11 protein-coding genes are annotated in these 15377 nt (G+C 59.3%); 8 read left to right on the forward strand and 3 right to left on the reverse strand.

Annotated elements, in window-relative coordinates:
- Positions 1–13 precede the first annotated feature (13 nt).
- From HP15_RS13340 to HP15_RS13350, 3 genes are read left to right on the forward strand one after another with little or no spacing between them, the layout of a single operon-like run.
- Entirely contained in the window at positions 14–748 is a 735-nt protein-coding gene (locus tag HP15_RS13340; protein WP_008173825.1) for a 5-oxoprolinase subunit PxpA, read from the forward strand.
- Complete coding sequence (gene pxpB, locus HP15_RS13345) at positions 745–1437, forward strand: 5-oxoprolinase subunit PxpB (protein WP_014577957.1); 693 nt, start codon at positions 745–747, stop codon at positions 1435–1437. The genes HP15_RS13340 and pxpB overlap by 4 nt, the downstream gene beginning before the upstream one ends.
- Positions 1427–2365, forward strand: coding sequence for a 5-oxoprolinase subunit C family protein (locus HP15_RS13350; protein WP_014577958.1), 939 nt, complete (start codon positions 1427–1429; stop codon positions 2363–2365). Before pxpB ends, HP15_RS13350 begins: the two co-directional genes overlap by 11 nt.
- Before the next feature lie 38 nt (positions 2366–2403).
- Here HP15_RS13350 and putA read toward each other — a convergent pair whose 3' ends face one another.
- Both putA and HP15_RS13360 read right to left on the reverse strand, forming a co-directional pair.
- Positions 2404–6033, reverse strand: a complete 3630-nt coding sequence (putA, locus tag HP15_RS13355) for a bifunctional proline dehydrogenase/L-glutamate gamma-semialdehyde dehydrogenase PutA (RefSeq protein WP_014577959.1) — start codon at positions 6031–6033, stop codon at positions 2404–2406.
- A gap of 170 nt (positions 6034–6203) precedes the next feature.
- A complete protein-coding gene (locus HP15_RS13360) occupies positions 6204–9581 on the reverse strand; it encodes an NAD-glutamate dehydrogenase (RefSeq protein ID WP_049784487.1) in 3378 nt (1125 codons plus the stop codon).
- 275 nt (positions 9582–9856) lie between these two features.
- Between HP15_RS13360 and HP15_RS13365 the strand changes: the two genes are divergently transcribed.
- Positions 9857–10309: an Lrp/AsnC ligand binding domain-containing protein gene (locus tag HP15_RS13365; protein WP_008173814.1), complete on the forward strand. Its 453-nt coding sequence runs from the start codon at positions 9857–9859 to the stop codon at positions 10307–10309.
- A gap of 32 nt (positions 10310–10341) precedes the next feature.
- On the opposite strand, the gene paaY is transcribed toward HP15_RS13365, so the two are convergent.
- Positions 10342–10941, reverse strand: a complete 600-nt coding sequence (gene paaY / locus HP15_RS13370) for a phenylacetic acid degradation protein PaaY (RefSeq protein WP_008173812.1) — start codon at positions 10939–10941, stop codon at positions 10342–10344.
- A gap of 384 nt (positions 10942–11325) precedes the next feature.
- Between paaY and paaG the strand changes: the two genes are divergently transcribed.
- The 4 genes from paaG to pcaF are packed head-to-tail and all read left to right on the forward strand — an operon-like array spanning position 11326 to position 15328.
- Positions 11326–12117, forward strand: a complete 792-nt coding sequence (paaG, locus tag HP15_RS13375; protein WP_014577962.1) for a 2-(1,2-epoxy-1,2-dihydrophenyl)acetyl-CoA isomerase PaaG — start codon at positions 11326–11328, stop codon at positions 12115–12117.
- A 3-nt stretch (positions 12118–12120) separates the two neighbouring features.
- Entirely contained in the window at positions 12121–13641 is a 1521-nt protein-coding gene (gene paaH / locus HP15_RS13380) for a 3-hydroxyacyl-CoA dehydrogenase PaaH (RefSeq protein WP_014577963.1), read from the forward strand.
- Positions 13638–14084, forward strand: a complete 447-nt coding sequence (gene paaI / locus HP15_RS13385; protein WP_014577964.1) for a hydroxyphenylacetyl-CoA thioesterase PaaI — start codon at positions 13638–13640, stop codon at positions 14082–14084. The genes paaH and paaI overlap by 4 nt, the downstream gene beginning before the upstream one ends.
- The gene (gene pcaF / locus HP15_RS13390; protein WP_014577965.1) at positions 14081–15328 is read left to right on the forward strand and encodes a 3-oxoadipyl-CoA thiolase; all 1248 of its coding nucleotides are present in this window, start codon (positions 14081–14083) and stop codon (positions 15326–15328) included. Before paaI ends, pcaF begins: the two co-directional genes overlap by 4 nt.
- Positions 15329–15377: the final 49 nt, after the last annotated feature.

Consider the following 15377-nt stretch of genomic DNA (forward strand, 5'->3'; position numbering starts at 1 on the left):
TCGGAGGTACACAATGAAACTCAACTGCGACATGGGCGAGAGCTTTGGCACCTGGACCAAGGGCATGGATGCCGAAGTCATGCCCTACATTGATATGGCCAGTATTGCCTGCGGGTTTCATGCATCCGACCCGCTGACCATGGACCACACGGTCAAACTGGCTCTGGCCCAGAACGTGACCATTGGCGCCCACCCGGGCTACCCGGACCTGCTGGGGTTTGGCCGTCGGGACATGGACTGCCGCCCGGACGAGCTCAAGGCTATCCTGGTTTACCAGATGGCGGCGCTCAACGGCATCTGCCAGGTACATGGCACTTCCATCTCCTATGTGAAGCCCCACGGCGCCCTGTATAACCGGATGATGGTCGATAACACCACCTTGTCCGTGGTTATGTCCGCCGTTCGCTCCTACGCACCAAAGTGCCCCCTGGTGGTCATGGCAACGCCGGACTGGCAACAGGTCAAGGATCGCGCAGACGAATACGGCATCGAGGTCTGGTTCGAGGCGTTCTCTGATCGCGCCTACAGCGACGAGGGCAGACTGGTAAAACGGTCGGTTCGCGGTGCCGTGCACGAGACAACCGAAGCCATTGAGGCGCAGGTCACCCAGATTATCCGCGAAGGAACGGTCACCTCGATCTCGGGCAAACCTATTCCGATCAAGGCGGACACCATCTGTATTCACGGCGACAGCTACCATGCCGTCGACGCCGCACGGCATATGCGACAGGTCGTGGAAGCGCTATGAGGATCGAGTCGGTCAGCGAAAACACCTGCATGGTGTATTTTGGCGACCAGATCGGTGCGGAATCCGCAGGCCTGGTCAAGCGGGCCACGGACCGGCTGCGGCGCGACATGTCCGACCTCATTGTTGACCTGGTCCCCTCATACACCTCAATTCTGGTGACCTGGGATCTGGAACAGGCTGACCGGTTTGCCATCGTCCGCAGGGTGCGCGCAGCGATCGACTCCGAGGATGATGGTTCCACCGGGGGCGACTCTGCCCGCATCGTCGAGCTGCCCGTCTACTATGATCCCGAAGTGGGTCTGGACCTGGAGGATGTCTGCGAGCATGCCGGCCTGTCCCGGGACGAGGTCGTTCGCATTCACAGTGAACAGCTTTATCAGGTCTACGCCATCGGCTTCGCTCCGGGGTTTGCCTACCTGGGAAGTACCGACGAACGGATTGCCATTCCGCGGAAATCCACGCCCCGACTGAAAGTCCCTACCGGCAGCGTCGGTATCGCAGGTACCCAAACCGCAATCTACCCGAGCTGCACACCGGGTGGCTGGCAAATCATTGGCCGCACGCCGCAGAAAATGGTGGATTGGGACAGCGACTCTCTGGCCCTGGTACAGGTCGGCGATCAGGTGCGCTTTCGCGCCATAAGCCGGGACGAATTCCTCGAGCTGGGAGGCAACCTCGATGAGCTTTGAAGTCCTCGAACCCGGAATGCTCGCCCTTGTTCAGGATGCCGGCCGCCACGGCTACCAGCATATGGGCGTGACCACCGGCGGCCCCATGGACGAGTTTGCATTTTTCTGGGCGAACCGCCTGCTGGACAATGATCTCAATGCCCCACAGATCGAAATCACCTTTGGCAGGTTCAGCCTGAAGGCGAACCATGAGGCCTGCATTGCCATTACCGGCGGCGATCTGGGCGCCCGTATCAACGATCAGGCCATTGCGCCCTGGCGCACCCATCACATCAATAAGGGCGACAGACTGGACTTCACCGCGCCTGTGAGCGGCTTGCGGGCCTACCTGGCGGTCAGCGGCGGATTCAAGCCAGCCATGAAGCTTGGCAGTTGCGCCACCGTGGCACGCGAGGGCCTGGGCGGCCTGGATGGCAAAGGCGCGAAACTTGCCAAGGGCGATACGCTGGAGTTTGAGAAAAACGCATCGTTTGTTGAAGCATTTCTTCCCGAGCCGGAAGTCCCCGATTATCAACAACACCTGCGCCTGGGGGTTATTCCCGGCTATCAGTATCGGAGCTTCCCCATAGTTCAGCGGGAGAAGTTTTTCTCGTGCGATTACGAAATCAGCCAGAATATTGATCGCATGGGCTATCGCCTGAAGGGCGATGCGATTCATTCGGATCTGGACGGGATTATTTCGGAAGGGATCGCCTACGGAGCTATTCAGGTGCCCAAAGATGGCCAGCCAATCGTTCTGATGAAAGACCGGCAAACCATCGGCGGCTACCCGAAAATCGGCTGCCTGAGCGCCCTGGATGCGGGTCTTCTGGCCCAGCGTGGGCCGGGATCATCGGTGAGCTTCTTCCTCTCGGACGTTGCCGAGGCCGAAGGCCGCCGAATGCTGTTTAACCAGAGACTGAAAACAGGCGCGCCCGGCGTCAGGTAGACCTGACGCCGGGCGCGTTTTGCACCGATTGTCGCCGCTTATTCCGAGGCGGCAATCAGACTGGCGTTACCGCCCGCGGCCGTTGTGTCGACACACAGGTGGCGTTCGATCACAAATCGCTGATCCAGCGTGTGCTCAGTGATCAGCGGTAGCAACGCACCATCACGCTTGGCCAGTGCCTCGCGATAGGCTTTCAGCAGGGGCTGATCGCCACAGCTGACTACCGCCTCGAAGCCATCGATGGTTGCCAGTGCTTCCGGCTCCAACAGACCCTGGGCGCCAACAATCGGCAGCCCGGCCTTGTTCGCTTGATCGACCACATCCTGGGTGCCCGGTGCAATCACCACCACCTTGTTGCCCTGTGACAACGCGGTACCCGCCTGCTCCAGAGCAGTTTCCTTGTCCGGTCCCAGACACAGCACCACGCCACGGGCATGGTTGGACAGGCGGTTGGTCTCACCCGTTGGCCCGGGTAGCGCTTCCACGTGAGCGTCCAGTGGCTCCGGAACATTGCCAAAGATGGGCCGGATTGCGTCCATACGAGCTTCAGGCCTGGACGCCTTCAGTTTGTCCAGCTGCCCGATGAGCTTCTGCAACTGCTTGGCATCCACCTTCCTGGCGTTCGAATCCGCCTCGCGCTCGACCGTTTCACCTTTCAGGAAACGACGGACGTACTGCGGACCACCGGCCTTTGGACCGGTGCCAGACAGGCCTTCACCGCCGAATGGCTGGGAGCCCACGATGGCACCGATCTGGTTGCGGTTCACATAGGTGTTACCCACCTTGATCCGGCTGGTAATGCGCTCGACGCGGCGATCCACACGGCTGTGGATGCCAAACGTCAGGCCATAGCCCTTGGCGTTGATGTCGTCCACCACCTTGTCGATGTTCTTCGCCTCGAACGTGGCCACGTGCAGGACTGGCCCGAAGATTTCTTCTTCCAGCTCCTCAATACCACTGACGCTGAGAACTGCCGGCGAAACGAACAGGCCTTTCTCGGGGACTTTCATTTTCTTCAGCAACTTGCCGTTGCGCTCGAACTTCTCGCAGTGATCCACGATCTTCTTGCGGGCGTTCTCGTCGATCACCGGGCCCACATCCGTGGACAGCAGCCAGGGATCGCCGATGCCGAGCTCTTCCATTGCACCGTAGAGCATTTCCAGAAGGCCATCGGCAATGTCTCTCTGCACATAGAGCATACGCAGGGCGGAACACCGCTGACCGGCACTCTGGAACGAAGACGCCAGCACGTCACGGACAACCTGCTCCGGCAATGCCGTGGAGTCCACGATCATCGCGTTCAGGCCGCCGGTCTCTGCCACCAGCGGCGCGTCCGGCGCCATGTTCTCGGTCATGACCTTGTTAATGCGCTGGGCAGTAGCGGTAGAACCGGTAAAGCACACGCCGCTCACCCGCGAATCGGAGGTCAGGGCTGCACCCACGGTTGCGCCGGTACCCGGCACCAACTGGATGGCATCCTTCGGGATACCCGCCTGATGCATCAGTTCCACGGCGCGAATAGCCAGCAGGGATGTCTGCTCAGCCGGCTTCGCCACCACAGTGTTACCTGCCGCGAGGTTGGCCAGAATCTGCCCGGTGAAGATCGCCAGCGGGAAGTTCCAGGGCGAAATACAACACATCACGCCGCGGGCATCGCCGCTGTCTTTATAGCGGATGGCCTCGTTGGCGTAGTACTGTGAGAAATCGACCGCTTCACGGATCTCAGCAACCGCATCCAGCAGGGATTTGCCTGCTTCACGGGTAGTGAGCGCGAACAACTCGGCGTAGTTCTCCTCGTACAGGTCGCCCACCTTGCGAACGCAGGCAGCACGCTCTTCAGCCGATTTGGCCGACCAACTCTCGAACGCGGCCGCCGCTGAGGTAATCGCGGTGTCTACATCAGCATCGGAGGCCTGGGTGACGTGGCCAACCAGATCGTCCGGATCGGCCGGGTTACGTACCACCTGGATTTCGGTACCGGCCACCTCGCCCGCAATCAGCGGACCACCTTTCCAGCGATAGTCTTTGTAGGCTCCGCGACCTTTCTCGATCTCGTTAACCGTGACCGGATCGGTAATATCCCAGCCTTTGGAGTTGCGACGCTGATCGCCAAACAGCTTGAACGGGTGCACGATCGCCTTGCTGGAAATGTTATTGCCCATCTCCTCAACACTTACAATCGGGTCCTTGGCGATCTCTTCCGGTGTGATGCGCTTGTCCACAATCTGGTTCACGAAGGAGCTGTTGGCACCGTTCTCCAACAAACGACGCACCAGGTACGCCAGAAGATCCTTGTGCGGGCCAACCGGCGCATAAATGCGACAGGGCACGCCACTGACCTTCAGAACCTCATTGTGCAGGGACTCGCCCATGCCGTGGAGGCGCTGGAATTCGTAGTTGTCCACACCCTTGGTCTTGGCCATTTCGAGAATGGCAGATACCGAATGCGCGTTGTGGGTGGCGAACTGTGGGTAAATCCGGTTCGTCATGTTCAACAGCTTGGTGGCGCAGGACAGGAACGAGACGTCACTGCAGGCCTTGCGGGTAAACACGGGGAACCCGTTCAGACCCATAACCTGGGCACGCTTGATTTCAGCATCCCAGTAGGCACCTTTCACCAGACGCACCATGAACTTGCGGTCGTACTTCTCGGCCAGCCCGTAGAGCCAGTCGAGTACGAAAGAGGAGCGCTTGCCATAGGCCTGAACAACCACGCCAAAGCCGTCCCAGCCTGCAAGCTCGGGATCCGCCACCAGCTCCTCAATCACATCCAGAGACAGATCCAGACGATCCTGCTCCTCGGCATCGATATTGAAGCCCATATTCGCAGCCGCGGCCTTTTTGACCAGTTCGCGGGCCCGGGGCAGCAACTCGTTCATGACCCGCTCTTTGTTGCCGTACTCGTAACGGGCCAGCAGGGCGGAGAGCTTGACCGAGATGCCCGGGTTCTTGCGGACATCGCCCTTGCTCGCCTTGGCAATGCTGTCAATGGCGTTGGAATAGGAGTCGTAGTAACGCTTGGCGTCATCATCGGTGCGGGCAGCTTCGCCCAGCATGTCGTAGGAATAGGTGTAACCCTTGGCCATGTATTCCTTGGCCTCATCCTGGGCTTCATCGATATCGCGACCCAGAACGAACTGTCGCCCCATCTCTTTCATCGCCTGACCGGCCACCGTACGGATAACCGGCTCGCCGAAGCGCTTGAGCAGCTTGCGCAGGGTTTCACCCACGGTGTTGCGCTCGGAATCCTTGAGCAGGTTGCTGGTCATCAGCAGGGCAACGGTGGCGGTGTTGATCAGCCCAGAGGACGCCTTGCCCACGTGGGTGCCCCAGGCACCGGAGGTGATCTTGTCTTCGATCAGCTCGTGGATGGTGGTGTTGTCAGGCACGCGCAACAGCGCCTCGGCCAGACACATCAGGGCAACGCCTTCCTTGGTCGTCAGGCCATACTCCGCCAAGAATTTTTCCATGATGGTGGACTTGGCATTCTTGCGAACGCTGCGTACCAGTTCAGCCGCACGAGCGGAAATGGCGTCGCGCTCGGCCTGGGACAACTGGGCACCGGCAATCATCTCGTGGATAACCTTGTGCTCGTCAGCGAGATAATAATCACGAATCGCCTGCCGGCTATCGACAAGCTCGGGCGTCTGTGATTGCTGCGGTCTCATAGTTGTACCCTCTTAGTTGTTTGTCTCTCCGGCATTCTACCGAGATCGACAAAGACTATTTCGCTATAAATTCAAGGCAAGCGTGCCATTACGTCTTTAATACATCACAAAAAATTAATAATTTTCTCCAAAAAACGTGATTTTCGGTCACTTTGCCTGTCGTAGTCCTGCTATGCGGCTTTCAGTGCCAGCTCTCTGAGAACTCCATGAGCCACCGAGAAAACGGCACAATCCACATCATTGGCGGCCTGCATGTCGTTCAGCATCCGCTCCCAGCGGGCGAGTAACATCCGCTTGTTCCCCCGCCACGCCTCAATCCGCTTCTCCGGCGTTCCATCGCCATCAACGGGCTCGGAAAACACGCTGAGCGTGAGATTCCGTAACTGATGGTCCAGCTCGTCTCTGAAATGAATGGTCGCCAACACTTGCCAGTGGCCATTTGCCCGGAAGGCCCGCATTTGCCGGTCCAACCAGGTCAGGTTCAGGCTTTCACCGAGGGTGAAATACACCCAGGCCACCGACTCCAGCTTCTCGTCCAGCTGACGGGCGATCTCGACCATGTCCATCAACCAGTAGCGGCTTTCCGCGGAAGCGCACCAGGCGGAAAGATCTTCCGGAACCATCCGCTCACAGTATTCAGCATAGCGTTCATACCAGCGACTTGCAGGAATCACCGATTCAAGTCGGCTTTTCGAGGCCAGCACATCCGACATGGGAGCCCGGTAATGGTCGATACAGGAAACCGGGTCCAGCGCCTGCCGGCGGTTCTGCAAGAGCCAGCTGGTGCTTCGGGTCACCAACCGAATGGCATCGGCGAACAGGTCTGCCTGAACGCCGGCGTCAATTTTTCCATCCAGTAATTCCATACTCTCCCAATGGGCGTCTACGTCATGTATTCGCAGGGAGATCAGGTAGGCCGAGGCAATCCGTCCAGCATCAGCCCCGGTAGCGCTGCGTATCCGGTCAAACCAGGTGATCCCCATGCGATTTACCATGTCGTTGGCAATCTGGGTGGCCGAGATTTCTGCACGCAGGGGATGGGCCCCCACCGCTTCCGGGAAGGCGGCCAGCAGAGAGGCCGGGAAAGCCGAGTGCAGCGCAGAATTGAATCGCGGGTCATGGACGATCGGTGATGCGACCAGGGCCTGCTTGAGTTCAATTTTTGCGTAGGAAACCAGTACCGCCAGTTCAGGGCGCGTCAGGCCGCCGCCGTGCTCCCGGCGAGCCTGCAATTCTTCATCCGAAGGAAGAAATTCGAGACTGCGGTCCAGTTTGCCTTCTGTCTCCAGCCTGCGCATCAGCCGTTCGTACTGGTCTGCGGTGGCAACTGCGGGGTTCTGGGCAAGACTCAGCGCCATCGCCTGTCGGTAATTGTTGCGCAGCACCAGCTCGGCCACCTCAGACGTCATGGCCCTGAGCATCCGGTTTCGCTCCGGAAGCGACATCAGCTGTCGGTGCACCAGGTCATTCAGCAGAATCTTGATGTTCACCTCATGGTCCGAGCAGTCGACGCCACCGGCGTTATCGATGAAATCACTGTTCACGGAGCCGCCACGACGGGCGAAGTCGATGCGGGCCTTCTGGGTAACACCCAGGTTCCCGCCTTCTCCCAATGCCTTGCATCGCAGTTCGTTACTGTCGATTCGAAGCGCATCGTTGGTCTTGTCGCCCACATCCTCATGGGACTCCGAAGGCGCCTTCACATAGGTCCCGATACCACCGTTCCAGAGCATGTCTACCGGCGCTTTCAACAAAGCGCTGATCAGATCCGCAGGCGACAGGCTGCGTGCCTTGATGCCCAACACCTTGCGCATCTGCGACGACACAGGAATAGACTTCATGGACCGGGAGAAAACACCGCCCCCGTCGCTGATCAGCTGGGTGTCGTAATCGGCCCAGGATGAACCGGACAGTTTGAAAAGCCGCTCTCGCTCGCGAAACGAGGCCGCAGCATCCGGATCCGGGTCGACAAAAATATGCTGGTGATTGAATGCACCGATAAGTCGAATTTGGTCCGAAAGCAGCATGCCGTTGCCGAACACATCGCCACCCATATCGCCGATACCGACCACGGTGAACTCATCGCTCTGGGTATCGGTGCCTTTTTCCAGGAAGTGCCGTTTCACCGACTCCCAGGCGCCCCGGGCGGTGATACCCATTTTCTTGTGGTCGTAGCCCTCACTACCCCCGGAGGCAAAGGCATCGCCCAGCCAGAAGTTGTACTCTGCCGCCAGTGCGTTGGCGATATCGGAAAACGTGGCTGTGCCCTTGTCGGCGGCGACCACCAGATAGGTGTCATCGCTGTCATAGCGAACGACATTGGCAGGAGGGACTACCTGGCCGTCATCAAGGTTATCAGTGATATCCAGCAGCCCCCTTATGAAGGTCTGATAGCAGGCAACCCCTTCTTCGCGAACGGCCTCCCGAGAGCCATCCCTGGGCGGCTGCTTCACCACGAAGCCACCCTTGGCGCCTGCAGGCACGATCACCGAGTTCTTGACCTGCTGGGCCTTCACCAGGCCAAGGATCTCCGTACGGTAATCCTCAATCCGGTCGGACCAGCGAAGGCCACCCCGCGCCACTGGCCCGGCACGCAGATGCACGCCTTCAATTCGGGGCGAGTACACAAAAATCTCGAACTTTGGCCTTGGGCGCGGTATGTCAGGAATCGACGACGGGTCCAGCTTGAGCGACAGATAGGACGGAAACCCGCCATCCTCCCGGACCTGGAAATAGTTGGTTCTCAGCGTTGCCCGAATGAGCATGAAGAAACGCCGCAGAATGCGGTCGTCATCGAGGCTCGCCACCGCTTCCAGCGAATCCCGCAGCTCTGCCTCAAGCTTTTCTGTCCTGGACTTACGTCCTTTTACCCCGGGCTCGAACCGATTGAAAAAGAACGCCACAAGCCGCGAAGTGATATCCGGATGCCGGGCCAGGGTTTCTGCAATGAACGGCTGGCTGAATCCGAATCGCAGTTGTTTCACGTAGCGGGCATAGGCTCGGATCAGCGCCACTTCCCGCCAGTTCAGGCCGCAGAGCATGATCAGCTGGTTGAAATCGTCGTTTTCTGCAAAGCCGTTCCAGATCTCCCGGAACGCCGACTGGATCAGCGGCCTTGCAGCACTCAGGTCGGCTTGCCGGCACCGGTCGTGGAGTTCGACGGTAAAATCACTGACGCCGAAATTTTCGCCATCCCGTCGACGAACCCGGTAGGGGTGCTCGCCCAGAACCCGCATACCCAGGTTCTCCAGAATCGGAATCACATCTGACAGGATAACCGGCTGGCCTTCGCTGTAGAGCTTGAAGTGGAATCCGGTTTCGGAGGGATCCCTGGGTTGGTAGAACCGCATAGGCACATCGGTGCTGACGGCAATGGACTGGATCTGCCCAATATCGGCAAGTGCCTCGGACACCGGAAACCTCGCCCGGTAGGCCGAAGGAAACCCGCCACTGAACACCTGGGCATAGCGCCCGCCAATCGACTCGCCGAAACTCCGGACCAGTTCGCCGTGGAGGTCGTCATCCCAGGATCGGGACTCCTCCACCATCCGGGCCACGATCTCCCGGAGTTCAAGGGAGTCGTCGTTATCGGACGCCTGGTTCTGGAGGACATCGGCAAGCTGTTCCAGCAGGGTTTGTTTTGTAATGCGCGGGAATCGGTCATCGAAACTCTCCGGACTTGGTAAACGTTCTTACTGGGCTGATGAACCTACCAGTATACGCAAGGCCGGAAAGTCACTTAGACCATATAGTTTCGGATTAGAGGAGTTTCGATTATATTTGCCATATGATTTAGCCGTTAATTTAACCTGGAACAGACAACATGGCCGAATTGGATCGAATAGACCAATCCATTATTCGCGAGCTTCAGAAGAACTCCCGAATCACGGTTACCGAGCTTGCGTCCCGGGTGGGCCTTTCCAAAACGCCGTGCCAGGTGCGGATGCGCCGGCTTGAGGAGCACGGTTATATCACCGGTTACACGGCCCTGGTTAACCAGACCAAACTTGGTCTCAGCCACATTGCCTTCGCACAGGTTACCCTGAACGACACCAGCAGCGGCGCCCTGACCGCCTTTAACAAAGCTGTTCAGAGCGTCTCGGCGGTGGAGCAGTGCCACATGATTGCCGGCAACTTCGACTACCTGTTAAAAGTCCGAACCCGCAACATGCAGGAATACCGGCAGGTTCTTGGGGAGGAAATCTCGGCTCTGCCCCACGTGCTGCAAACCAGCACGTTTGTGGTTATGGAGAACGTCAAGGACGCTGGGCTCTGAGAGCAACCTCCCCTTAGCCGGCGCCAAACCATCTATTCGGACTGCTCGTACTTGGGCTTGTAACCGCTGGCGTCCACCCGGGGCCGATCCGTCTCGGCTTCTGACAGTGGCTGGACCTCCTCGAGGCTTGCCAGAGAACGAAGCGTGAGTCGCTGGTACTCTTCTGTACCCTTTCTCTTCCAGGCGATTTCCTTGTCGCTCAGCATGCGCATAACCTTGGCCGGCGAGCCGACAATCAGCGATCCCGGCTCACAGGTAAACTTTGCCTTAACGAACGCGCAGGCGCCAACAATGGAGCGGGGTGCAATGTGCGCCTCATCCATCACCACCGCATTCATGCCCACCATGGCATCTTCGCCGACAACGCAGCCGTGCAGGATTGCGCCATGGCCGACGTGTCCGTTTTTCTCGACAACCGTATCCATCCCGGGAAAGGCATGCATCACACACGTGTCCTGAACATTCGACCCCTGCTTCAGAATGATCCGCCCGAAATCTGCACGCAGCGAAGCCGCAGGCCCCACGTAGCAATCCGGTCCAATCCAGACATCCCCAATGAGAACGGCGGTTGGATGCACATAGGCGGACGGATGAACAACAGGAACAACGCCTTCTATACTGTAGCTGGGCATAACGGTCTCCTTCGCGGACGGGCCTGGCAGCGCTCCGCCAAACGACAGGCTGAACGTGGGACCCGAAAAGTCATTGTGATTCATTTTCTGTATCACATTATCCTTTTCCGGGAGATTTTTCATACCTTGGCGCCTGTTTTGAGACGAGAATTCACCCCTGCAATGGCTCAAACCTGAGAGCGCTGATGAATTTTTACCGGATATTCAGCAATATAGACAAAGCAGGCGATCACCTCCGACCAAAGTGATACAGAACCAAGCCAGCACAATCCTTGACGAGTATCAATTCTAAGATATACTCATTTTCCACATTCGATAGCAGTGTGCCGATGTAACACACCTTTCGCGCTATCCCCCCTACAACAAACAACAGGACATACCGCCATGACTCAGCCGAGCATTCTTCTTGAAATCGATCAGGGCGTGGCTCTGCTTACCCTGAACCGTCCGGACAACCTGAACAGTTTCAACGTTGAAATGCATGAGCGTATGCGCGAGGCCATCAGCACCGTGCGCAAGGATGAGTCTGTCCGTGTACTGGTCATCACCGGCTCCGGCCGGGGTTTTTGTGCGGGGCAGGATCTTTCCGACCGCAGCGTCTCGCCAGATCAGGAAATGCCGGACCTGGGCGCCTCTCTGGAGAACTATTACAACCCGCTGATGCGGAGCCTCCGGGATCTGCCGATGCCCGTGCTCTGCGCGGTTAACGGGGTGGCCGCTGGCGCCGGCGCCAACATTGCCCTGGCCTGCGACATTACCCTGGCAGCCCGTTCTGCGAATTTCGTTCAGGCCTTCTGCAAACTGGGGCTGGTACCTGATTCCGGCGGCACCTGGACTCTGCCCCGCGTAGCGGGTATGGCACGGGCCAAAGGCATGGCGCTTTTGGGCGACAAGATCAGCGCCGAGCAGGCCGAAAACTGGGGCATGATCTGGCGCTGCGTTGATAACGAGCAACTCATGGAAGAGACCATGAAACTTGCCCGCCATTTCGCGACCCAACCGACCAAGGGTCTTGCACTGATCAAGCGGGCACTGCACGCCAGCGCCAGCAACACCTTTGAAGAGCAGATCAATCTGGAGCGCGATCTGCAGCGCATGGCGGGACAGACCGAAGACTACCGTGAGGGCGTTGCCGCCTTCATGGAAAAACGCACGCCGAACTTCAAGGGGAAATAAGCCATGCCGGCACTGGATACTCAAACCAAAGTTGCCGTCGTCGGCGCCGGCGCCATGGGCTCCGGCATTGCCCAGGTGGCCGCCCAGGCAGGCCATCAGGTTTACCTGCACGACCAGAGAGAGGGTGCCGCCGAGGCGGGCCGTGACGGTATCGCCAAACAGCTTCAGCGTCGTGTTGATAAAGGCAAGATGCAGCAGCAGGAGCTGGACGATGTGATCGGCCGGATTCACCCGGTTGCAAAGCTTGATGACGTCGCAGACGCCGGGCTGGTGATCGAGGCCATCATCGAAGACCTCCAGATCAAACGTCAGCTGCTGGCGAGCCTTGAAGACCTGTGTACCGCCGATGCGATCCTCGCCACCAACACCTCCTCCATCTCTGTTACCGCCCTCGGTGCTGACATGAGCAAACCGGAGCGTCTGGTGGGCATGCACTTCTTCAACCCGGCCCCGCTGATGGCGCTGGTTGAAGTGGTCATGGGGCTGGCGACCAGCAAGACCGTTGCCGATACCGTCCATGCCACGGCCACCGCCTGGGGCAAGAAGCCGGTGTATGCAACGTCGACTCCGGGCTTCATCGTGAACCGCGTGGCCCGTCCGTTTTATGCAGAGAGCCTTCGCCTCCTTCAGGAGCAGGCCACCGATGCCGCCACCCTGGATGCGATTATCCGCGAAGCTGGCCAGTTCCGCATGGGCGCATTCGAGCTGACCGACCTGATCGGACACGACGTCAATTATGCGGTTACCAGCTCTGTCTTTAATTCCTATTATCAGGACCCCCGCTTTCTACCGTCACTGATCCAGAAAGAACTGGTGGAAGCCGGTCGCCTGGGACGCAAGAGCGGCCAGGGGTTCTATCCCTATGGCGAGAGTGCAGAAAAGCCGCAGCCAAAGACCGAGCCGGCACATCAATCCGATGAGTCCGTGATCATTGCCGAAGGCAATCCCGGCGTAGCCGCACCGTTGCTGGAGCGACTGAAGGCAGCCGGCCTGACCATTATCGAGCGCGACGGCCCGGGCCAGATTCGCTTCGGCGATGCGGTACTGGCACTTACCGACGGCCGGATGGCTACCGAGCGTGCCGCCTGTGAGGGCGTCGCCAATCTGGTGCTGTTCGACCTTGCGTTTGACTACAGCAAAGCAAGCCGACTGGCCCTGGCGCCTGCCGATCAGGCGTCCGACGCAGCGGTTTCCTGTGCCTGTGCTTTACTGCAAAAAGCGGGTATCGAAGTCAGCCTGATCGCGGATCGGCCGGGGCTGGTCATCATGCGTACCGTCGCCATGCTGGCGAATGAAGCGGCCGATGCGGCTCTTCACGGTGTTGCAACGGTCGCGGATATCGATCTGGCAATGAAAGCGGGCCTGAACTATCCCGACGGCCCCCTGAGCTGGAGCGACCGCCTGGGCGCGGGCCACGTGTTCAAGGTTCTCACCAACATCCAGACCAGCTACGCAGAGGACCGCTATCGCCCTGCCCTGCTGCTCCGGAAGAACGCATTTGCACAGAAGGGGTTTTATTCATGAGCGAGATGGATCCACAAGTACTCGCCGAAGAATGCGCCAAGGCCATGTTCGCGCGGGACCGCGCCAGCCAGAAACTGGGTATGAACATCGAGTCCGTTGCCCCGGGCAAGGCAGTGCTCACCATGACGGTCACCGGCGACATGATCCAGGGCCACGGCTCCTGCCACGGCGGTTACCTGTTCACCCTGGCCGATTCGGCGTTTGCGTTTGCCTGTAACAGCTACGACCGCGCCACCGTGGCCTCCGGTTGCAGCATTGATTACATGTACGGCGCCAAAGAGGGCGACCTGCTGACCGCCACCGCCGAAGAACAGGCCCGCGGCGGCCGCACCGGCGTTTACGACATCACACTAACCAATCAGGACGGCCGCAAGGTTGCCCTGTTCCGGGGCCGCTCCTATGAGGTTCGTGGCACTGTACGCAATTCGGAGGAAACTGCATGAGCGCCGACAATATCCTGAAAGACGCCTACATCGTCGATGCCATCCGCACCCCCATCGGTCGATACGGCGGTGCTCTCTCCGCCGTGCGGGCAGATGACCTGGGCGCCATTCCTATCAAGGCCCTGGCAGAGCGCTATCCGGATCTGGACTGGTCGAAAATTGACGACGTTCTTTATGGCTGCGCCAACCAGGCCGGTGAAGACAATCGCGACGTTGCCCGCATGTCCCTGCTGCTGGCTGGCCTTCCGGTGGACGTACCGGGCAGCACCATCAACCGTCTGTGCGGTTCCGGTATGGATGCAGTCGGCAGCGCCGCCCGGGCCATCCGTACCGGCGAAACACAGCTGATGATTGCCGGCGGCGTCGAATCCATGTCCCGTGCTCCCTTCGTTATGGGCAAGGCCGACTCTGCATTCAGCCGCAAGGCGGAGATTTTTGACACCACCATCGGCTGGCGCTTTGTAAACCCGGTACTGAAAAAGCAGTACGGCATTGATTCCATGCCCGAGACGGCGGAAAACGTTGCGGCCGACTTCGGCATTTCCCGGGAAGACCAGGACGCGTTCGCCCTGCGCAGTCAGCAGCGGACCGCGGCTGCCCAGAAAGAAGGCCGGCTGGCCGCCGAGATCACACCGGTCACGATTCCCCGCCGCAAGCAGGACCCGCTGGTGGTGGACACCGACGAGCATCCCCGGGAAACCAGCCTGGAAAAACTCGCCTCTCTGCCAACCCCGTTCCGTGAAAACGGCACGGTGACTGCGGGCAATGCGTCCGGCGTGAACGACGGTGCCTGCGCACTGCTTCTGGCGGGAGCCGATGCCCTCAAACAGTACAACCTCAAACCCCGCGCCCGGGTAGTTGCCATGGCAACGGCTGGCGTAGAGCCACGGATCATGGGCTTTGGCCCGGCACCGGCCACCCGAAAGGTTCTGGCCACCGCCGGTCTGGAGCTGGCAGATATGGATGTTATCGAGCTGAACGAGGCATTTGCTGCGCAGGCCCTGGCGGTTACCCGTGATCTCGGCCTGCCGGATGATGCCGAGCACGTAAATCCGAACGGTGGCGCCATTGCCCTCGGCCACCCCCTGGGCATGAGCGGCGCCCGGCTGGTAACCACTGCCCTGAATGAACTGGAGCGTCGCCACGCCGCGGGCCAGAAAGCCCGGTATGCCCTCTGCACCATGTGCATCGGCGTTGGCCAGGGCATCGCACTGATCATTGAACGGATGGATGCGGTGGCCTGAAGCCACCCGCCAACAAGAACAAAGACCCTTATTCGACAAGAACAACGCA

Source organism: Marinobacter adhaerens HP15 (assembly GCF_000166295.1).
Taxonomy (GTDB): Bacteria; Pseudomonadota; Gammaproteobacteria; order Pseudomonadales; family Oleiphilaceae; genus Marinobacter; species Marinobacter adhaerens.

Excerpts from the sequence above, each read along its gene's own strand:
- HP15_RS13365 (WP_008173814.1), top strand. The coding sequence starts at position 9,857 with ATGGCCGAATTGGATCGAATAGACCAATCCATTATTCGCGAGCTTCAG.
- HP15_RS13360 (WP_049784487.1), bottom strand. The coding sequence starts at position 9,581 with ATGGTGGAGGAGTCCCGATCCTGGGATGACGACCTCCACGGCGAACTG.
- HP15_RS13350 (WP_014577958.1), top strand. The coding sequence starts at position 1,427 with ATGAGCTTTGAAGTCCTCGAACCCGGAATGCTCGCCCTTGTTCAGGAT.
- paaI (WP_014577964.1), top strand. The coding sequence starts at position 13,638 with ATGAGCGAGATGGATCCACAAGTACTCGCCGAAGAATGCGCCAAGGCC.
- paaY (WP_008173812.1), bottom strand. The coding sequence starts at position 10,941 with ATGCCCAGCTACAGTATAGAAGGCGTTGTTCCTGTTGTTCATCCGTCC.
- putA (WP_014577959.1), bottom strand. The coding sequence starts at position 6,033 with ATGAGACCGCAGCAATCACAGACGCCCGAGCTTGTCGATAGCCGGCAG.
- paaH (WP_014577963.1), top strand. The coding sequence starts at position 12,121 with ATGCCGGCACTGGATACTCAAACCAAAGTTGCCGTCGTCGGCGCCGGC.
- paaG (WP_014577962.1), top strand. The coding sequence starts at position 11,326 with ATGACTCAGCCGAGCATTCTTCTTGAAATCGATCAGGGCGTGGCTCTG.
- pcaF (WP_014577965.1), top strand. The coding sequence starts at position 14,081 with ATGAGCGCCGACAATATCCTGAAAGACGCCTACATCGTCGATGCCATC.
- pxpB (WP_014577957.1), top strand. The coding sequence starts at position 745 with ATGAGGATCGAGTCGGTCAGCGAAAACACCTGCATGGTGTATTTTGGC.
- HP15_RS13340 (WP_008173825.1), top strand. The coding sequence starts at position 14 with ATGAAACTCAACTGCGACATGGGCGAGAGCTTTGGCACCTGGACCAAG.